The sequence below is a fragment of the Microbacterium caowuchunii genome (assembly GCF_008727755.1).
Classification (GTDB): domain Bacteria; phylum Actinomycetota; class Actinomycetes; order Actinomycetales; family Microbacteriaceae; genus Microbacterium; species Microbacterium caowuchunii.
On record NZ_CP044231.1, the window covers coordinates 861,379 to 879,559 of the forward strand.

General features: G+C 71.1%; 22 protein-coding genes and 1 tRNA gene. 15 read left to right on the forward strand and 8 right to left on the reverse strand.

Translation table 11 applies throughout. The features are described 5' to 3' along the window. Positions 1 to 37 precede the first annotated feature (37 nt). On the reverse strand, positions 38 to 514 hold the full coding sequence (locus tag F6J84_RS04050) for a DNA modification methylase (RefSeq protein WP_150971594.1): 477 nt from the start codon (positions 512 to 514) through the stop codon (positions 38 to 40). A 188-nt stretch (positions 515 to 702) separates the two neighbouring features. Between F6J84_RS04050 and F6J84_RS04055 the strand changes: the two genes are divergently transcribed. Both F6J84_RS04055 and ispD read left to right on the forward strand, forming a co-directional pair. Beyond that, positions 703 to 1,185 carry a CarD family transcriptional regulator gene (locus F6J84_RS04055; RefSeq protein WP_150894555.1) on the forward strand — a complete coding sequence of 161 codons (483 nt, stop codon included), beginning with the start codon at positions 703 to 705 and terminating at the stop codon, positions 1,183 to 1,185. A gap of 15 nt (positions 1,186 to 1,200) precedes the next feature. Further along, positions 1,201 to 2,406 carry a 2-C-methyl-D-erythritol 4-phosphate cytidylyltransferase gene (gene ispD / locus F6J84_RS04060; RefSeq protein WP_150971597.1) on the forward strand — a complete coding sequence of 402 codons (1,206 nt, stop codon included), beginning with the start codon at positions 1,201 to 1,203 and terminating at the stop codon, positions 2,404 to 2,406. A 41-nt stretch (positions 2,407 to 2,447) separates the two neighbouring features. Here the strand turns inward: ispD and F6J84_RS04065 are convergent, their stop codons facing one another. Together F6J84_RS04065 and F6J84_RS04070 are read right to left on the reverse strand one after the other, a co-directional pair. Continuing rightward, entirely contained in the window at positions 2,448 to 2,909 is a 462-nt protein-coding gene (locus tag F6J84_RS04065; RefSeq protein ID WP_150971599.1) for a GNAT family N-acetyltransferase, read from the reverse strand. Next, complete coding sequence (locus F6J84_RS04070; protein WP_150971601.1) at positions 2,909 to 3,832, reverse strand: DMT family transporter; 924 nt, start codon at positions 3,830 to 3,832, stop codon at positions 2,909 to 2,911. Before F6J84_RS04070 ends, F6J84_RS04065 begins: the two co-directional genes overlap by 1 nt. A gap of 62 nt (positions 3,833 to 3,894) precedes the next feature. Between F6J84_RS04070 and cysS the strand changes: the two genes are divergently transcribed. Genes cysS through F6J84_RS04085 form a run of 3 tightly spaced genes read left to right on the forward strand, consistent with a single transcriptional unit; the run spans position 3,895 to position 6,980 of the window. Continuing rightward, positions 3,895 to 5,307, forward strand: a complete 1,413-nt coding sequence (gene cysS, locus F6J84_RS04075) for a cysteine--tRNA ligase (RefSeq protein WP_150971603.1) — start codon at positions 3,895 to 3,897, stop codon at positions 5,305 to 5,307. After that, on the forward strand, positions 5,300 to 6,301 hold the full coding sequence (gene rlmB, locus F6J84_RS04080) for a 23S rRNA (guanosine(2251)-2'-O)-methyltransferase RlmB (RefSeq protein WP_150971606.1): 1,002 nt from the start codon (positions 5,300 to 5,302) through the stop codon (positions 6,299 to 6,301). Before cysS ends, rlmB begins: the two co-directional genes overlap by 8 nt. Before the next feature lie 37 nt (positions 6,302 to 6,338). Continuing rightward, entirely contained in the window at positions 6,339 to 6,980 is a 642-nt protein-coding gene (locus F6J84_RS04085) for an NAD(P)-dependent oxidoreductase (protein ID WP_150971608.1), read from the forward strand. Between the two features lie 23 nt (positions 6,981 to 7,003). Here the strand turns inward: F6J84_RS04085 and F6J84_RS04090 are convergent, their stop codons facing one another. Both F6J84_RS04090 and F6J84_RS04095 read right to left on the reverse strand, forming a co-directional pair. Then, positions 7,004 to 8,308: a DUF4032 domain-containing protein gene (locus tag F6J84_RS04090; protein ID WP_150971610.1), complete on the reverse strand. Its 1,305-nt coding sequence runs from the start codon at positions 8,306 to 8,308 to the stop codon at positions 7,004 to 7,006. 67 nt (positions 8,309 to 8,375) lie between these two features. After that, a complete protein-coding gene (locus F6J84_RS04095; protein ID WP_150894539.1) occupies positions 8,376 to 9,479 on the reverse strand; it encodes an ABC transporter ATP-binding protein in 1,104 nt (367 codons plus the stop codon). A 203-nt stretch (positions 9,480 to 9,682) separates the two neighbouring features. On the opposite strand from F6J84_RS04095, the gene F6J84_RS04100 reads away from it, so the two are divergent. Both F6J84_RS04100 and F6J84_RS04105 read left to right on the forward strand, forming a co-directional pair. Further along, positions 9,683 to 10,615 carry a DsbA family protein gene (locus F6J84_RS04100; RefSeq protein ID WP_150971612.1) on the forward strand — a complete coding sequence of 311 codons (933 nt, stop codon included), beginning with the start codon at positions 9,683 to 9,685 and terminating at the stop codon, positions 10,613 to 10,615. Between the two features lie 40 nt (positions 10,616 to 10,655). Next, positions 10,656 to 10,731: transfer RNA gene (locus F6J84_RS04105), tRNA-Thr, on the forward strand. A 36-nt stretch (positions 10,732 to 10,767) separates the two neighbouring features. On the opposite strand, the gene F6J84_RS04110 is transcribed toward F6J84_RS04105, so the two are convergent. Continuing rightward, positions 10,768 to 11,367: a vitamin K epoxide reductase family protein gene (locus F6J84_RS04110; protein WP_150971614.1), complete on the reverse strand. Its 600-nt coding sequence runs from the start codon at positions 11,365 to 11,367 to the stop codon at positions 10,768 to 10,770. 193 nt (positions 11,368 to 11,560) lie between these two features. Here F6J84_RS04110 and F6J84_RS04115 point away from each other — a divergent pair, with 193 nt between their 5' ends. From F6J84_RS04115 to F6J84_RS04130, 4 genes are read left to right on the forward strand one after another with little or no spacing between them, the layout of a single operon-like run. Further along, positions 11,561 to 12,382 (forward strand): DUF4397 domain-containing protein, encoded by an 822-nt coding sequence (locus tag F6J84_RS04115; RefSeq protein WP_150971616.1) that lies wholly within the window; start codon positions 11,561 to 11,563, stop codon positions 12,380 to 12,382. Further along, positions 12,382 to 13,029, forward strand: a complete 648-nt coding sequence (locus tag F6J84_RS04120; protein ID WP_150971618.1) for a class F sortase — start codon at positions 12,382 to 12,384, stop codon at positions 13,027 to 13,029. Before F6J84_RS04115 ends, F6J84_RS04120 begins: the two co-directional genes overlap by 1 nt. A gap of 56 nt (positions 13,030 to 13,085) precedes the next feature. Continuing rightward, complete coding sequence (locus F6J84_RS04125; RefSeq protein ID WP_150971620.1) at positions 13,086 to 13,676, forward strand: hypothetical protein; 591 nt, start codon at positions 13,086 to 13,088, stop codon at positions 13,674 to 13,676. 50 nt (positions 13,677 to 13,726) lie between these two features. Beyond that, positions 13,727 to 14,689: a DMT family transporter gene (locus F6J84_RS04130; RefSeq protein WP_238702590.1), complete on the forward strand. Its 963-nt coding sequence runs from the start codon at positions 13,727 to 13,729 to the stop codon at positions 14,687 to 14,689. Positions 14,690 to 14,695: 6 nt separating this feature from the next. Here the strand turns inward: F6J84_RS04130 and F6J84_RS04135 are convergent, their stop codons facing one another. After that, on the reverse strand, positions 14,696 to 15,235 hold the full coding sequence (locus F6J84_RS04135; protein WP_238702591.1) for a nitroreductase family protein: 540 nt from the start codon (positions 15,233 to 15,235) through the stop codon (positions 14,696 to 14,698). Further along, positions 15,235 to 15,642 (reverse strand): peptide-methionine (R)-S-oxide reductase MsrB, encoded by a 408-nt coding sequence (gene msrB, locus F6J84_RS04140; protein ID WP_150894530.1) that lies wholly within the window; start codon positions 15,640 to 15,642, stop codon positions 15,235 to 15,237. Before msrB ends, F6J84_RS04135 begins: the two co-directional genes overlap by 1 nt. A 65-nt stretch (positions 15,643 to 15,707) precedes the next feature. Between msrB and F6J84_RS04145 the strand changes: the two genes are divergently transcribed. The 4 genes from F6J84_RS04145 to F6J84_RS04160 all read left to right on the forward strand — a co-directional run bounded on the left by F6J84_RS04145 (position 15,708) and on the right by F6J84_RS04160 (position 18,007). Next, on the forward strand, positions 15,708 to 16,721 hold the full coding sequence (locus F6J84_RS04145) for a DUF2332 family protein (protein ID WP_191905790.1): 1,014 nt from the start codon (positions 15,708 to 15,710) through the stop codon (positions 16,719 to 16,721). Positions 16,722 to 16,730: 9 nt separating this feature from the next. Then, entirely contained in the window at positions 16,731 to 17,018 is a 288-nt protein-coding gene (locus F6J84_RS04150; RefSeq protein WP_150894526.1) for a DUF3263 domain-containing protein, read from the forward strand. 35 nt (positions 17,019 to 17,053) lie between these two features. After that, positions 17,054 to 17,656: a LytR C-terminal domain-containing protein gene (locus F6J84_RS04155; protein WP_238702592.1), complete on the forward strand. Its 603-nt coding sequence runs from the start codon at positions 17,054 to 17,056 to the stop codon at positions 17,654 to 17,656. A 147-nt stretch (positions 17,657 to 17,803) separates the two neighbouring features. After that, positions 17,804 to 18,007 carry a cold-shock protein gene (locus F6J84_RS04160; RefSeq protein ID WP_150971624.1) on the forward strand — a complete coding sequence of 68 codons (204 nt, stop codon included), beginning with the start codon at positions 17,804 to 17,806 and terminating at the stop codon, positions 18,005 to 18,007. The last annotated feature ends 174 nt before the right edge of the window (positions 18,008 to 18,181 follow it).

The following is an 18,181-nucleotide window of genomic DNA, read 5'->3' on the forward strand; positions in this document are numbered from 1 at the left end:
CCCGCCGGGGTGCCCCTTCCTCGTATACGCCGAGTCGTTACGGGACGAGCGGCGCGAGGTATTCCAGGGTGCCGTCCAGGACGGGGATGTAGGTGCGGACGCCCTCACCGTCACCGGACTGGAAGTACATCGAGATCGTGGCGCCCGGCATCGTGTCGAGGTCCTCGATGAGCAGCGGTTCGGTCTCGCCGTCGCCGAGGCTCTTCGTGGTCCCGGCAGGTACGCGGACGGTGAGCGGGATGGCGTCGGCGCCCTCGCCCACCTCGATGTTGAGCACCTCGGCCTTGTCGGTCGGGTTGACGATCGCGGCGACGAGGTTGCCCTCGCTGCCGTCCTCGTTGGCGACGATCAGGACGTTGCGCACATCGAGCGGGCCGCTGGAGTCGGGCACGTTCATGCCGTCGGACGGCGAGTACTGCAGCGTGGTGCTCTGCGGGGAGATCATGGCGCATCCGCTCGTTCCCAGGACGACGGCGGCGCCCACGGCGATAGACGTGATCAGGCGCGTTTTCACGGTTCCTCCCAGAGTGCAGACGGCTTCCCCAGCATTCTATGGGGTCCAGGAGACCCGTGTTGTCCCTCCGGCGCGCCCACCCGATCCGGGGTGTCGCCGGCGCGTGGGAGAATGGACCCTGTGAGGGCGCATACCTTAGCGCATCCTGCCCTGTGGTATCCTGGTCCTTGCCGAAAGGACATAACTCCATGCTTTTTGAGGTTGGCGAAACGGTCGTCTACCCCCATCACGGGGCCGCGACGATCATCGAGGTCAAGGAACGCGTCATCAAGGGCGAGACCAAGAAGTACCTGAAGCTCAACGTCACTCAAGGCGATCTGGTGATCGAGGTCCCTGCGGACAACGTCGACCTGGTCGGCGTGCGCGACGTGATCGGCAAGGACGGTCTCGAGCGCGTGTTCGAGGTGCTGCGTGCCCCGTTCACCGAGGAGCCCACGAACTGGTCCCGCCGGTACAAGGCGAACCTCGAGAAGCTCGCCTCGGGCGATGTGATCAAGGTGAGCGAGGTCGTGCGCGATCTGTGGCGTCGCGATCAGGACCGCGGCCTGTCCGCCGGAGAGAAGCGGATGCTCGCGAAGGCGAAGCAGATCCTCGTCTCCGAGCTCGCGCTCGCCGAGAAGACCGACGAGGAGAAGGCAAGCACCCTCCTCGAAGAGGTCCTGGCCAGCTGACCCGCTGACATCGACATGATCGCGCCGGTCCCGCGCGTCGCCGTGATCGTCGTCGCCGGCGGTTCGGGGACGCGTCTCGGCCACGCCGTGCCCAAGGCGCTCGTCGGTCTCGACGAGCACACGATCCTGCGCCACGCGCTGGACGGCGTCTTCGCCGCTCTGGACGACGCGCAGGTCATCGTCGTCGCGCCCGCGGGGCGCGAGGGCGAGGCCCTCACGGATGCCTACGCCGCGGCGGGCGACCGACGGGACGTCGTGTCCGTCGTCGCCGGCGGCGCGACCCGGCAGGAGTCGGTCGTCGCGGGACTACGGGCCATGTGGGCCGACGTCGAGGTCGTGCTCGTCCACGATGCCGCGCGCGCTCTGACGCCGCCGGACGTCTACCGCAGGGTGCTGGCCGCGGTCGACGAGACGGGCTGGGGTGCCATCCCCGTCCTCCCGGTCATCGACACGATCAAGCGCGTGGGCGAGGGAGAGGTCCTCGGCATGGTCGACCGCACCGAGCTCGGCGCTGCACAGACGCCGCAGGGCTTCCGTCGCGACGTGCTCGTCACGGCGTATGCGGAGGCCGACACGGAGTTCACGGACGACGCCGCACTCGTGGCGGCGGCCGGTCACCGGGTCGCCGCTGTGGCGGGGGACCCGATGGCGTTCAAGATCACGACACCGGCGGACCTCGACCGGGCACGTTCCCTGATCGCGCCCACGCCGCATCGTCCGGTCTCCATCGAACGCCGGCTCCCTGTGCCTCGCGTCGGCGTAGGGACGGACGTGCACGCATTCTCGGGCGAGGGTGACCTCTGGCTCGCCGGGCTGCACTGGCCGGGTGAGCCCGCGCTCTCCGGTCACTCCGACGGCGATGCGGTGGCGCACGCCATCGTCGACGCCCTGCTCTCGGCCGCCGGACTCGGCGACATCGGCACCCATTTCGGCACGGACCGGCCGGAGTACGCCGACGCGCACGCGGACGCGTTCCTCGCGCGCACCCATGCCCTGGTCGGAGAAGCCGGATGGCGCATCGGGAACGTCTCGGTGCAGGTGCAGGCCGCGCGCCCGCGGTTCTCGGCCCGACGGGCCGAAGCCGAGGCAGCCCTCTCGCAGGCGCTGGGCGGAGCGCCGGTGTCCGTGTCGGCCACGACCACGGACGGGCTCGGATTCACCGGGCGCACCGAAGGCGTGTCGGCGTTCGCTGTCGCTCTCCTCCTCCCCGCTGCGGGCTGACCGGACCGACGCCGCGCGGGCCGCATGCCCGGACCGGCGGGTCAGAGCGTCCGGGTGAAGAAGAGCGAGAACGGGTCGACCGTGTAGTCACCGAACGGTTCGCACGGCACGAAGCCCTCACTGAGGTACAGACGCTGCGCGGGGCGGAACTCGGCGGTGCTCCCGGTCTCCAGCCAGAGGCTCGTGAGCCCTCGCTCGGACGCCTCGGACACGATGTGCCGCAGCATCCGCCGGCCGATGCCGGATCCCCGGAACGCATCCGCGACCCGCATGGACTTGATCTCGCCACGCTCCTCGTCCAGGGATTTCAGGGCGCCGATCCCTGCGAGCTCGCCGTCGACGAACGCGGACCAGAACCGCACGGCGGGATCGGACAGGGCCTGGATACCCAGCGCGTGCACGCTCTCCGGGGGTGAGAAACCCGCCATCTCGGTGAGATGAGCCAGGATCAGCTCGCGGGCGGGGGAGACCGACGGGTCGTCGGCGCGGATGACGATCGGCATCAGCCCTCCACCGCGAACGGGCGCGCTGCGGCCCGCGAGCGGGAGCCGAGGGCGAGCAGCACCAGACCCGCCGACAGCACGACGAGGCCGACGACCGCCGGCGGACCGAGTCGCTCGCCGAGGACGAGGATGCCCAGGAGCGCGGCCGTGACCGGTTCGGCGAGCGTCAGCGTCGCCGCCGTGGAGGCCGTGAGACCTTGCAGCCCCCAGGTGAACAGGGCGTAGGCCAGCGCGATCGTCGCGATTCCCAGCCACAGGGCCATGACCGCCCCGGCGGGATCGGCGAGCCATCCCAGCGGGGCGAACGGCAGCATCGGCAGCGCGGCGATCGCCGACCCGAGCCCCATCGCCCCGGCGACGGTGAACGGGTCCCAGTCGTCGTCCATGAGCCGGCGCTGGGCGTTCGCGAAGACCGCGAACGCCGCGCCCGCGCCGAGCGCGCCCAGGATGCCGACCGGATCCGCCTCGCCGCCTCCGGTACCCGCCGATGCGAGCAGCACGACGCCGACGAGTGCGCACGCGGTCGCCGCCATCCAGGAGCGGCGGGGGATGCGGCGGGTGAGCGCCCACTCGAGCACCCCGGCCAGGACCGGCGCGGAGCCGAGGGCGATGACCGTCCCCACCGCGACGCCGCTACGTTCGGTGCCGAGGAAGAACAGCGGCTGGTAGGCGGCGAGGCAGACGCCGGTGAGCGCCATCAGGGCGAACGCGCGACGGGTGAGAGGCGGAGAGGGCGGCGTGAGCGTGTGCCGGCGCCGGCGGGCGGCCACCCCGAAACCGAGCGCCGCGAGGGCGACCCCGCCCACCACGAGCCGCATGGCACCGACACCCAGCGGAGTGGTGCCGTCAGGGCCGAGGGCCTGCGCCGTACCGGTCGTGCCGAAGAGGACGGCCGCGGCCACGACGGCGAGGGCGGGGAGCATGCCTCTTTTGTACCGGGTCGGTGTGACAGGTGTGTGACGGGCCTCGCGGGTAGGCTGGCACAGTGACGGTCCGGCTCTATGACTCCCAGGCGCAAGCGCTCCGCGACTTCACGCCCCTCGACCCGGAGAACGTCACCGTCTACGTGTGCGGTCCGACGGTGCAGTCCGGTCCGCACATCGGACACCTCCGGGCGGCGCTGAGCTTCGACATCCTGCGCCGCTGGCTCGCGCACCGCTACGGGCGCGTGACGTTCGTGCGCAACGTGACCGACATCGACGACAAGGTGCTGGCGAACGCGACCGAGCAGGAGCCGTGGTGGGCACTGGCGTACCGCATGGAGCTCGAGTTCTCGCGCGCCTACGCGGCGATCGGCATCGCATCGCCGACGTACGAGCCGCGCGCCACGGCATCCATCCCGCAGATGGTCGAGCTCATCCAGGCCCTCATCGACCGCGGCCACGCCTATCCCGCACCGGACGGCTCCGGCGACGTGTACTTCGACGTGCGCTCCTGGCCCGACTACGGCACGCTGACGCATCAGAGCATCGACGCGATGGAGGCCGCAGCGGATGCCGATCCGCGCGGCAAGCGCGACGCCCACGACTTCGCCCTCTGGAAGGGCGCCAAGCCCGGTGAACCCGCGGACGCCGTGTGGTCCGCCCCCTGGGGTGCGGGCCGGCCCGGGTGGCACATCGAGTGCTCCGCGATGTCGCGACGGTACCTCGGACCGGAGTTCGACATCCACGGCGGCGGCCTCGACCTGCGGTTCCCGCACCACGAGAACGAGTTGGCGCAGTCCACCGCGGCGGGGGACGCCTTCGCCCGCTACTGGGTGCACAACGGCCTCGTGACCGTGGACGGGCAGAAGATGTCGAAGTCGCTCGGGAATTTCGTGCTGGCCGCCGATGCCCTCGCCGTCCGGTCACCCCTCGTGGTGCGCTACGCGCTGGGCTCCGCCCACTACCGCTCGAGTCTCGACGTCTCGGACCGCGCCTTCGAGGAGGCCGAAGCGGCCCTCGAACGCATCCGCGGTTTCCTGGAACGCGCGCGTCGGTCCGCGGCCCCGGATGCGGGGGTGACCGCTGCCGGCGATCACCGGGAGCGGTTCGCGGCGGCCATGGACGACGACCTGAACGTGCCCGAGGCGCTCGCGGTGGTGCACGGTGCGGTCCGCGACGGCAACACCGCGCTCGACGCAGGCGACGCCGGCACGGCCGCGGCGCTGGCCCAGGAGGTCGGCGAGATGCTGCACCACCTCGGGCTCGACCCCCTCGACCCCGAGTGGACGCGGGCGGGCGGCGACGAGACCGCCGCGCTCGACGTACTCGTGCAGACGATGATCACCCAACGCGCCGACGCGCGCGCGGCGAAGGACTGGGCGGCGGCCGACCGCATCCGCGACGCGATCGCGGCGGCCGGCATCACCCTCGAAGACACTCCCCACGGAACCCATTGGAGCATTCAGCATGGCTAAGCCACCCCGTCCCGGCGCGAACCGGGGAAAGAAGAAGGGCCCTCTGAAGGGCACCGGCGGACACAGCCGCAAGGCGCTCGAAGGCCGGGGACCGACCCCCAAGGCCGAGGACCGCGGCTGGCACGTCGCCGGCAAGCGGAAGGCCGCGCAGGAGCGCTTCGCGGCGGCGGGCGGAACCGGCAAGCCGGGCCAGCGCCCGCAGGGCGGCGGTCAGCGCGGCGGGCGCGGGAAGCAGGACGACGACACCGAGACGGTCACCGGCCGCAACTCGGTGCTCGAGGCGCTGCGCACGAAGATCCCGGCGACCGCCTTCTACATCGCCCAGCGCGTGGAGATGGACGACCGCGTCAAGGAGATGCTCTCGATCGCGACGCACCGCGGCATCCCCGTCCTGGAGGTGACCCGCCCCGAACTCGACCGGATGGCCGGTTTCGACGGCGTGCACCAGGGCGTGGCGCTCAAGGTGCCGCCGTACGAGTACGCGCACCCGCAGGACCTCCTCGAGCAGGTCATCGACCGGGGGGAGACGCCGCTGTTCGTGGCGCTGGACGGGGTCACCGACCCCCGCAACCTCGGTGCGATCATCCGCTCCACCGCGGCGTTCGGCGGCCAGGGAATCATCATCCCGCAGCGTCGCAGCGCGGGGGTGAACTCGGCGGCCTGGAAGACGAGCGCCGGGGCGGCGGCCCGCATCCCGGTCGCGCTCGCCGCGAACCTGACCGCGACGCTCAAGGAGTACAAGAAGCAGGGCGTCTTCGTCCTCGGACTCGATGGCGGGGGCGACGTGTCCCTGCCCGCGCTGGAGCTGGCCGACCGGCCCGTGCTCATCGTGGTCGGTTCCGAAGGCAAGGGGCTCTCGCGCCTGGTCACCGAGACGTGCGACCAGATCGTCTCGATCCCGATCTCGGCCGCGACCGAGTCCCTCAACGCCGGCATCGCCGCATCCGTCGCCCTCTACCAGGTGTCGACGCTGCGTTCCGCGCCGCCGGAGTGATTCCGCACCATCATCTGATCCAACGAAGGAGTACAGAATGACCCGTATCGCCGTCATCGGAGGCACCGGCTACGCCGGGAGCCACATCGTGGCCGAGGCCGTCCGCAGGGGGCACACCGTGCTCTCCGTGGCCCGCACGGCTCCCTCGGAACGAGTGGAGCACGCCACGTACATGGAGGCGACGCTGCTCGACGTTCCGACCCTGGTGAACGAACTGCAGGGCGTGGACGTCGTCGTCGGGACCGTCCCCGCGCGCGGCGACATGCTCGGCCTCGTCCGGCCCGCCATGGCCCAGCTGAACTCCGTCCTTCCCGAGGACGTGCGGCTCGGCGTCATCGGCGGGGCGGGCGGCAGTCTGATCGCGGAGGGCGGGCCGCGCCTGATCGACACCCCCGGGTTCACGGAGGAGTACAAGCCCGAGGCGCAGGAGGCCATCGACATCCTGGAGGACCTGCAGGCCGACGAGTCGGGGCGGGACTGGTTCTACGTGCACCCCGCCGGCGGGTTCGGCGTGTGGAACCCCGGTGAGCGCACCGGAACCTACCGGGACGGCGGAGACGTCCTGGTGACGGACGCGGACGGGGAGTCCTACATCTCGGGTGCCGACCTCGCCGTCGCCGTGCTCGACGAGATCGAGAACCCGCGGCACCACCGCGAGCGCTTCACCGTCGGTTACTGACGGATCCACCGACTGGCGCGGCCTCAGACGAGGTCGCGCCAGTCGACGTCTTCAGCGGCCTCGTCCGTCTCGGAGGGGGAGCGCAGGACCGGGATCGACATGGTCTCGGTGGGCGGTCCCATCACGGTGGCCTCGTCGCGACGGTGGCGGAGGACATCGTCGATGTAGCTGGTGAGCACCTCGGCGAGGGGCACGGCGCGGCCACGGGCCTGTGACATGTACCAGCGGTGCTCGAGCACCTGGTGGAACACCTCGGCGGGCTCGAGCTTCGCGCGCAGGTCGAACGGGATCGCCTTCACGACCGGTTCGAACACGCGGGTCAGCCACTCGTGCGCGACCATCTCCTCGTCCGCGCCGGGACGGGAGACCCGCGCGCGGAACTCGTCCAGATCGTTCAGCAGTCGGCGGGCCTGGTTCTCCTCGACGTCGAGGCCGGTCAGGCGCAGGAGGCGTCGCTGATGGTGTCCGGCGTCGACGACCTTGGGCTGGATCGACACCGTGGTGCCGTCCGGTGTGGTCTGCATGGACATCTCGCCGATGTCGAAGCCGAGCGCGTTCAGCCGCTGCACGCGCTCGGTGATGCGCCAGGACTCGTCGACGGAGAACGTCTCCCGGTCGGTGAGGGCGCTCCACAGCGAATAGTAGGACGAGACGATGCCGTCGGCGATCTCGACCGCGTCGACGCCGCCTTCCAGCCGTCCACCCGCCTCGAGGTCCATGATCTCGCCGGCGATGTTGGTACGGGCGATGTCGAGGTCGTGCTCGCGCTGGCCACGGGTGAGACCGGCATCGTGCAGTTCCCCCGTCTCGGCATCGACGAGGTAGGCGGCGAAAGCGCCCGCATCCCGGCGGAAGAGGGTGTTCGAGAGGGAGACGTCGCCCCAGAAGAACCCGACGTTGTGGAGGCGCACGAGGAGGACAGCGAGGGCGTCGACGAGGCGCGCGGCCGTGTCGGGGCGCAGCACCTGGGTGAACAGGGCGCGGTAGGGCAGGGAGAACTTGAGATGCGCCGTCACGAGCACGGCGGGCAGCGGTTTGCCGTTCGCGTCCGTGCGCCCGCCGATGGCGGCGATCCGCTCCACGCACGGCACATCGAGGCGGGCCAGGTTGCCGAGCATGTCGTACTCGCGGCGGGCCATCTCCGTCGTCGTCTCCTTGACCGCGACCACGCGGCCGGACAACGTCGAGAAGCGGACGAGGTGACGTGAGATGCCCTTGGGCAGGTAGACGATGTCCGAGCTCGGCCAGTCGGCGAGCGGCGTCGACCACGGCAGGGCGAGGAGGGCCGGGTCCACGGAACTCGCCGTGATTCTCAGTGATTCGGACATGTTCCTCCGGGAACGCGACGCGGCGCGGCGGATCCGAGGATCCGCCGCGCCGCGTTCGAGCTTTCGATCAGACGGATGCGATCGCCTTGTCGGTGAGACGGTCGCCCGTCTCCACGTCGAACACGTGGACGTGCCCGGGAACGGGGGAGAGGGTGACCTTCTCGCCCGCGTTCGGGTGGTTGCGTCCGTCGACGCGCGCGACGATGTCGGTGCGCTTGCCGTTGATCTCGGTGTGGCCGTACAGGTAGCCGTCGGCGCCGAGCTCCTCGACGAGGTCCACGACGACCGGGAGGCCCTTGCCGTCCACCCCGCCGACCTGGATGTCCTCGGGGCGGACGCCCACGGTGACCTCGGAGCCGTGCGCCTTGCCCAGCGTGTCAGCCTCCACCGGGACGACCAGGTCGCCGAAGCGGATGCCGCCCTCGGCCAGGTCGACCGGGAACAGGTTCATGGCGGGGGAGCCGATGAAGCCGGCGACGAAGACGTTCTTGGGGCGTTCGTAGAGGTCGCGGGGGGTGCCGACCTGCTGGAGGAGGCCGTCCTTGAGGACGGCGATGCGGTCGCCCATGGTGAGGGCTTCGGTCTGGTCGTGGGTGACGTAGACGGTGGTGACGCCGAGGCGCCGCTGCAGGGACGCGATCTGGGTGCGGGTCTGCACGCGCAGCTTCGCGTCGAGGTTCGACAGGGGTTCGTCCATGAGGAACACCTGGGGCTGGCGGACGATGGCGCGGCCCATCGCGACGCGCTGACGCTGACCACCGGAGAGGGCCTTGGGCTTGCGGGTCAGGTACTGCTCGAGATCGAGGAGCTTGGCGGCTTCGAGGACGCGGGTGGCGCGTTCTTCTTTGCCGACGCCGGCGATCTTGAGCGCGAAGCCCATGTTCTCGGCGACGGTCATGTGCGGGTAGAGCGCGTAGTTCTGGAAGACCATCGCGATGTCGCGGTCCTTCGGGGGCACGTCGGTCACGTCGCGGTCACCGATCAGGATGCGCCCGGCGTTGACCTCCTCGAGACCCGCGAGCATGCGCAGGGAGGTGGACTTTCCGCAGCCGGAGGGGCCGACCAGGACGAGGAACTCGCCGTCGCCCACTTCGAGGTTGAGTTTGTCGACCGCGGGGCGGGTGCCGCCCGGGTAGACGCGGGTTGCGTTGTCGAACGTGACGGACGCCATGGTTTTCTCCTTCACCGGCAGGTACGTGCCGGACGATCCGTAGTGATGGAATAGCGGGGGCTTGCCCGCACGCCCGAAGGGACGCGGGACCAGTATGGCACGCGCGTCTGGGCATTTCCCAGGGACGCTGATTACGATCGACGGAGCCGTTCACCCGTGCGGCTGCGCCGGTTCCACCGGTTTTGTGCGTGATCAGAGGTCCCATGTCCAGCGACGATCGTTCGAACGTTCCGGCGCCTGTCGACCGCCGCGAGGCTGTCCGCGAGAAGGCCCAGCAAGTCCAGGCGCGCCACGCGCGCGCCGGCCGCATCCGGCTCGCCCTGCTGCTCAGCGGCGCCGTGATCGTCGTGGGCGCGGTCGTCGTCGGCGTTGCGATGGCTTTCTCCTCGGCGACGGGCCAGCCTCAGCTGGCGCCCCGCGGGGCGAACGACGGCGGCTTCGCGATCACCTCGGTCTCCGGTGTGGCGCTCGGATCCGCTGCCATCCCGGACACGACCCCGACAGCGCCGGCCGAGGAATCCACCGGCACCGAAGCCGACCCCACTCCCACTCCGTCGAGCTCCTCCACCGCCGACATCCGCGTGTACGTCGACTACCTCGCGCCGGGGGCCCGGCAGTTCGAGATGGCCAACGCCCCGCAGCTGTCCAGCTGGGTGACGCAGGGGGCGGCGACGCTCTCGTATCACCCGGTGGCCATGCTCACCGCGAAGTCGAACGGCACGAAGTACTCCCTCCGCGCGGCGGGCGCCGCCGCGTGCGTGGCCACGCACTCCCCGGAGAAGGTCTTCGCCTTCAACCACGCGCTGCTCGAGCAGCAGCCCGACGCCAACTCGGACGGCCTGTCCGACGACGAACTCGCGACCCTGGCGCAGACCGCCGGCGTGAGCGAGCCCAAGGTCGTGCGCGCGTGCATCGAGAACGGCGAGTACATGGCGTGGGCCAAGTCCGCCACGGACGAGGCCGTCCACGGCATCCCCGGCACCGACGACCTCACCCTCACCGGCACGCCGATGATCCTCGTGAACGGCGAGCAGTACCGTGGGGCGCTCGATGACCCCAAGGAGTTCGCGCAGTTCGTGCTGACCACGGCGAGCGACGCGTACTACAGCACGCCGTCGCCGACGCCCCGTCCCTGATCGGTCGCGCCCCCTCGGCGCCGGTAGACTGTTCGCGCCCGCCGGCTTGGCGCAATTGGTAGCGCACCTAACTTGTAATTAGGGGGTTGCAGGTTCAAGTCCTGTAGCCGGCACCACGACACTCACGTGCGATCAGCGGACTCCTCATCGGGTCAGAAGCTGCCGAGCACATCCAGCCGGATCTGCGCGACGACGGCGATGAGGATGTAGTCCAGCACGGTGACCAGCGGTGCCCAGGTGAGGAGGGCATCGCCGAACCGGGGGAGCGGTCCCCATACGCCGTCCCGCAGCGCCCACCCCAGGGTGAACCAGAACAGCGGGATGGTCACCAGCCACACCACCATGCACCACGGGCACAGGGAGTTGTACTCGAAGACGCTGCGGTACGCGAAGTAGTGCACCAGCAGGAACCCGCCGAGCAGGAACACCGTGTAGACGCGCCAGTACCACCGGCGCAGTCCCTCCGATGCGGCCAGCGCGCTGACTCCGGCGTACACCGGCCCGAGGAACAGCGTCATGCCGATCAGGGAGTTGCTGAACCCGAGCAGATTGCCGCCCGGCGACAGCAGGTTCGGGCCGCAGGTGACCAGCACGCTGATCTCGCACGAGAACAGGGGAGCGGCGCCGGTGAGTTGCCCGATGTACTCCTGGTACAGCAGGAACGACACGACCCATCCGGCCGTCGCGGCGATGATCCAGAAGACCGCGAGGGCTCGCGGAGGACGGAGCGGTGCGACGACCGGCGGGGACATGACCCGAGTATGTCGCCTCGCCCCTCCCGCGGGTAGGGCCGGGTGCCCCCACGGCGGCGGGGTGCGGAGGCGCACGCGGGGCCCGGGCGGAAGGATCGGAGAAAAAAGTCGATCCAATTGAATCCAATTTCGCGAGCTCTCCGAATGGCTTCTGACGGGCGGTGATCGACCGCCCCCGAGCTAGGAGGACACAGTGCGCAAGACCCTTTCTCTCGGTGTGGTCGTCGGAGCGCTCGCCGCTCTCGGCCTCGCCCTGCCGGCATCCGCTGCCACGGCCGGTACCGCGCAGCTCTCGGTGCTGCACGGCATCCCGGACACCCCCGTGGACGTGTACGTCAACGGGGAACTCACCCTCGACGACTTCCAGCCCGGCGACCTGGCCGGTCCGCTGGACCTGCCCGCGGGCGACTACGAGGTCGCGCTGACGGCGCCGGATGCCGCGGACGCCAGCGCGCCGATCCTCGGCCCGGCCACCGTGACGCTGGAGTCCGGTGTCAACTACACCGCGGTCGCGCACCTCACCGCAGACGGCGACCCGACCCTGACGCCGTACGTCAACGACACGGCTCAGACCGCCGTGGGCGAGGGACGCCTCACGGTCCGGCACACCGCGGCAGCTCCTGCCGTCGACGTCCTCGCCGGCGGCACGCCGGTCATCGAGGGACTGGCCAACCCCGGGGAGGCCACCCTCAACCTGCCGGCCGGGACGATCTCCGCATCCGTCGCCGCCGCAGGAACCACCGACCCGGTCATCGGACCGGCGGACGTCGCCGTCAACGAGGGCGCGCTGACGATCGTGTACGCCTGGGGCAGCCTGGAGGACGACAACCTCGCCCTCGCCGTGCAGACCATCGACGGACTGCACTCGCTCCCCGACGGTGTCCCCTCGGGGACGGGCGGTCAGCTGGCCGAGCGTGACGCGATGATGCAGATGCTGATGCTGGGTGGATTCGTCCTCGCAGCCGGTGCCGCCGTCTCCGGCACGCTGCTGGTGCGGGCACGCGCGAATCGCTGATGAGCACATCCGCTGGACGGGCGATCGCGGCGGCCTTCGGGGCCGTCGCGATCGCCCTTGCGCTCACCGCCTGCGCGGGCGGTGCGGCCGCCCCCACCGCGGAACCGACGGCGCCGCCCTCACCCTCCGCGACCCCGGCGCCGACCCCGGTGCGGGACGTCCCGGTCGCGCCCGCGACCGCCGCGCCGGCACAGGCCGTGGTGCCCCCGGTGCGCGTGACGGTGCCGTCGGCCGGGGTGGAGGTGCCGGTGGTGCCGGTGGCGGTCGACACCGGGGGATTCATGGAACTCCCGGTGGATCCCGCCGTCGCCGGCTGGTACCGGTACGGATCCGGTCCCTCGAGCCCGGAGGGCAACACCGTCATCTCGGCCCACGTCGACGCCCCCGACTACCCGATCGGTCCGTTCAGCAGACTCCGCGACCTCGCCGCGGGAGACGTCGTGCAGGTGACGGATGGGGCCGGAGCCACGCACGCGTACTCGGTGACGGACGTCGTCTACCATCGCAAGACGGAGCTCCCGGTCGCGGAACTCTTCTCCCGGACCGGGGACCCCGCGCTCGTGCTGATCACCTGCGGCGGGGAGTACGACCCGTCGGTCGGCCGTTACGAGGAGAACGTGGTCGTCACGGCGACCCCGGTGCCGTGAGGCATCCGGCCCGCAAGAGTGTTGCCAGCGGAGGGGTGCGGGTTCACAATCGGCACATGCAGCCGGGCGGAGACCACCCTCAGGACCCCCGCCTGTCGCCGGAGGAAAGGATGCGGTCCCTTCCCGTCCCGGTCCTGCGGCTCACCCCGCAGCCCGCGCTCGACGAGATCGGGGCGGAACTCATCGTCGGCGACGACGCGGACGGTCTCCTGCGGATGTCCGCGAGTCTGAGCTACGTCCTCCGGGGCGATGACCCCGACCCGGGGAGCGACGACATAGCGGAGCATCCGGATGCGGTCCTGCTCGACGGGGTGCGGACCACGTGGCACCTGAACCGGTCCGAGCGGAACGGCCTCGTCCCGGTCCTCCTCGCGCACGTCGGGGAGGCGCTGATCGGCTACCTCTCCGACGCCGCCCTGGACGTAGGGCGCGGCGACCCGCCCGCCCCCTACGCGGTCTCCGCGCGGGCCGTCCGGCGGCACGTCCCGGTCCTCGTGGACGGGCGGGAGGAGGACGGGGTGGAGATCGACACGGATCCCTTCGTCTACGCCCTCGGGGCGGAACTCGCCAACGGCAGCCTCCTGACCGCGGTCCTTCCCCGGGACGAGCTGCCGCGACTGAGGATCGCGTTCGGCCGGCGGCCCTGATCCGTCGTCGGCGGACGTCTGCCCGGTCCGCGGCCGCGTAACATCGCGGGGTGACCACCCGCCGCGCCCCCGCGTCCCCTCGGCGTCTCCCGGCGGCGGTGGCGCTGTCCGGAGCGGTGCTGGTCGGCGTCCTCACGACCGTGCAGGCGCAGATCAACGGCGCACTGGGCGCTGCCATCGGGGACGGTTTCGTGGCCGCGGTCATCTCCTTCGGTTCGGGCCTCGGCATCCTCCTCGTGCTCTCCGCGCTCCTTCCCGGCGGGCGGGCCGGATTCGGGCGGCTCGTCCGCGGTGTGCGGGAGGGCGGGGTACGGCCCTGGATGCTGCTCGGCGGGCTCGCCGGGGCGCTCACGGTGGCCACCCAGGGGCTCACCGTCGCCGTCCTGGGCGTCGCGGTGTTCACGGTGGGCGTCGTGGCGGGGCAGACGGTGAACGGGCTCGTGCTCGACCGGGCGGGGTACGGCCCGGCGGGGGTCGTGTCCGTGACGATCGGCCGGCTGAGCGGTGCCGTCCTCGCGCTCGCCGCCGTCGTGGTGTCCCTGGTCGGGGAGGGCGTCTCGGACGTGCCGCTGTGGATGCTGCTGCTGCCGTTCCTCGCCGGGGCGGGGATCGCCTGGCAGCAGGCGACCAACGGCCGGCTCCGGCAGGCCGTGCGCAGCCCGCTGACCGCCACCCTCGTGAACTTCGCCGGCGGGACGGTGGTGCTCGCGCTCGCCGCCGCCATCCGGATCGGCATCGTGGGCGCACCCCCGCGGATGCCCACCGAGCCCTGGCTCTACCTCGGCGGAGCCATCGGCGTGGTCTACATCTTCCTGTCCGCCGCGCTCGTGCGGCACACGGGTGTGTTGCAGCTGGGGCTCGGGTCCGTCGTGGGGCTGCTCGTCACGTCCGTCGTCATCGACGCGGTGTGGCCGGCGCCATCCGGCCCGCCGCTGGTGATCGCCCTGATCTCGGTCGCCATCGCCCTCGTGGGCGTCGTCATCGCCGTCGTGCCGCGATGGCGGCGCCGCTGACCCGGATCAGCGCGGCAGCGGCGAGAGGAACCGCTCCGCATCGATGGTGTGCTGCTTGCCCTCGCGGTCACGCTCCGGCTTGCCGCCCACGTACAGCCACCCCAGCAGACGTTCGTCCTCTTGCAGGCCGTGGAGCTCGGCGACGGGAGCGCTGCGGGTGTACCGCCCCGTGCGCCAGATGACGCCCCAGCCGTGCTCGTCGAGGGCGAGGCTGAGCATGTGCGCGACCCCGGCCGCCACCGCCTCCTGCTCCCAGTCGGGGACCTTGCCGCTCGGGCGGATGCAGGCCACCACAGCGATCAGCAGGGGTGCGCGCAGGGGCTTGGACGACGCGCCGTCCTTCCCCTCCGCCTGATGGATCGCACGGCCGAGCCGCTCGCGGTCCTCGCCCCGGAGTTCGATGAGTCGCCACGGATGCAGGGACGAGTGGTCGGCGACCCGGCCGGCTGCCGCGACGAGCCGTGCCAGCTCATCATGGTCCGGCGCCGCGTCGGTGACCTTCGACACCGACCTCCGCGCCCGCATCGCCTCCGTGGCGCCGGTCATCAGTCGTCTGCCTCGGGGGTGAACTCCAGGGCGATCGAGTTCATGCAGTAGCGGTCACCGGTGGGGGTGCCGAAGCCGTCGGGGAAGACATGGCCGAGGTGGGAGCCGCAGGTCGCGCAGCGCACCTCGGTGCGCACCATCCCGTGAGCGTTGTCCTCGAGCAGTTCCACGGCGTCCGGGCGGATGGACTCGTAGAAGCTCGGCCACCCGCAGTGCGAGTCGAACTTGGTGCCGCTCTTGAAGAGCTCCGAACCGCACCCGGCACAGGCGTACAGCCCCGCGCGGCTTTCGTCGAGCAGCTCACCGGTCCACGCACGCTCCGTCCCGGCCTCGCGGAGGACGGCGTACTTGTCGTCACCCAGTTCCTCGCGCCATTCCTCTTCGGACTTGTTCACTGCGTAGCTCATTGGCTCCTCCTTCATCACCATTCAACCCCGTCCCGCACCGTCCTGTTCCGCTCGTGACGGCGAGAATGGACGGCGTGAGCGAGCTCGACGACGTCAGGACCCGGTACGACCGGTTCGCCGGGAGCGAGGCTCCGGGACGATCCGCACTGTACGCGACGTGGGCACGCATCGCCTGTGACGACGAGGACGTGACGGCCGTGCTCGCCCGGATCCCGGCGACCCATCGCCAGCCTCCGCTCGTCTTCGCCGTGAGTCGGCTGCTCGGGGCCCCCGAGGATCCCCCGGCGGCGTGGGCGGAGTGGGTGCGCCGGAACGCGGACCGGCTCGTCACGGAATGCTCGACGCGCACCATCCAGACCAATGAGCCCCTCCGGTGCGCGGCCCTGCTCCCCGCCCTCGCGCTGGTCGAGGGGCCGATCGCCCTGCTCGAGGTCGGGGCGAGCGCCGGGCTGTGCCTGTACCCCGACCGCTACTCCTACGCCTATGGCTCGCCGGACGGATCGGTGGCACGGCTGGATCCCGGGACCGGGCCGTCGACTGTCGTCCTCGAATCCGAATGGCGCGGGGGCGCGGTCCCCGAACGGCTGCCCGATGTCGTGTGGCGCGCCGGGATCGACCTGTCGCCGCTCGATCCCGCGTCCCCGGCGGACCGCGCCTGGCTCACCGGCCTCGTCTGGCCGGGGGAGGAGGGGCGGCGCGAGCGGATCATCGCGGCGGCCGACATCGCGGCGGCGGATCCGCCGAACCTGGTGCGCGGGGATGCGGCGTCCCCCGGCGTCCTGGCTGCGCTCGCCGCATCCGCTCCCCGGGATGCGACGCTGGTGGTCACGACGCCCGGGGTCCTCGCGCACGTGCCCCGCGTGCGCCGGACGCCGCTCATCGCCGCCGCCCGCTCGCTCGGGCGCTGGGTGACGATCGACGCGCCGTCGCTGCACGAGGAATGGGCTCATCCCGCCGACGTGGCCGATTGGCCGCCAGGCCGGTTCGTCCTCGCCCTCGACGGCGGGGTGCTCGCCGCCGTCGATCCACTCGGGGCGAGCGTGGAGTGGCGTCACGGCGCGGACGGGTTCCGCGGTTAGCGTGGAACCGTGCCCGTCGCCTCCCATCCCGCACCCAGCGATCCGCCCGTCCGGGCGGGGCTCGGCGACCGGGACCGCGACATCCTCGACTTCGAATCCCGGTGGGGCGCCCATGCGGGCGCGAAGGAGGAGGCCATCCGTGCCGAGCTCGGGCTCGCGCCCGCCCGCTACTACCAACTGCTCAACCGCCTGATCGACACCGAGGCGGCGCTCGCGCACGACCCGATGCTCGTCGGGCGGCTCCGCCGCATCCGCGAGGACCGTCGCCGCGCCCGCGCGTCGCGGATGGCCGGTTGACCGGGCTCACGGCATCGGTTCGGTAGCATCGGGGGGTGCCGCGCCAGAGCTTCCCCCGTGATCGCTTCGACGATCTCCCGGAGGGATCGGGACGGGTGGGGGCCCATCGGGCCGAGAACCCGCGCATGCGACCGGGCGTCATCGCGCTCTGGGCGCTGGTCGCGACGATCCTGCTCGTGATCATCGGCATCTTCGGGAGCCTTGTGGCATCCGGCCGTGTGACGCTCTTCCCGACCCCGGAACCCACCGTCGAACCGATCCCGGAGGTGGCCGCCGTCGTCGACACGTCCTTCTCCGTCGTCGTGCTCAACGCGACCGGCGAGCAGGGCCTGGCCACGACCCTGAAGGATGAGATCGTCGCCGCCGGATGGAGCGCCGACTCGGTGCTTGCCAGTCAGGCGAGCGTCACCGACTTCCCGGAGACCACCGTCTACTACGCGTTCCCCGCCGACGAGGCCGCCGCGCTGGGGTTGGCGGAGGTCATCGGCGGAGCCAGGGTCGAGCAGAGCGATCGGTACCAGCCGCTCGACGACCCGGGCACCGATGAACTCGACGAGAGCCAGTCCGCCCAGCTGACCGTCGTCATCGGTCTCGACCGCACCGCCGCCGGGGCTCCGGAGCCCGAATCCGCCGAGTGACGCGCTCCTCGCGCCGCCTCCGGGCGGTGCGTGTTTCCGCGGCGTAAACAGTTGACGGCGCCCGTGTCAACAGTGCCGACTTCGCTGCCCGGATGCGGGGCCCGCTACATACGATGAAGGCGTTTCCACCCGCTTCAGGAGATTCACATGGCTCAGGGCACCGTCAAATGGTTCAACGCCGAGAAGGGCTTCGGCTTCATCACGTCCGGTGATGGGCAGGACGTCTTCGTCCATTACTCGAACATCGATATGACCGGCTTCCGCGTCCTCGAAGAAGGACAGGCGGTCGAGTTCACCGTCGGAAGCGGGCAGAAGGGCCCGCAGGCCGAGGAGGTCCGCGTCCTCGCCTGAGGATCCGCCTCCTCGCCTGAGGATGTCTCCGCATCCGTCCGACCCCGCCGGCTCCCGAGCCGTCGGGGTCGTCGTGCGTGCGGGTCACGCCGCGTGACGCGTCGGTCCGGAGTGGCTTGCACTCGATGGGGTCGAGTGCCAGAATGAGTTAGCACTCGCGTTTGACGAGTGCTA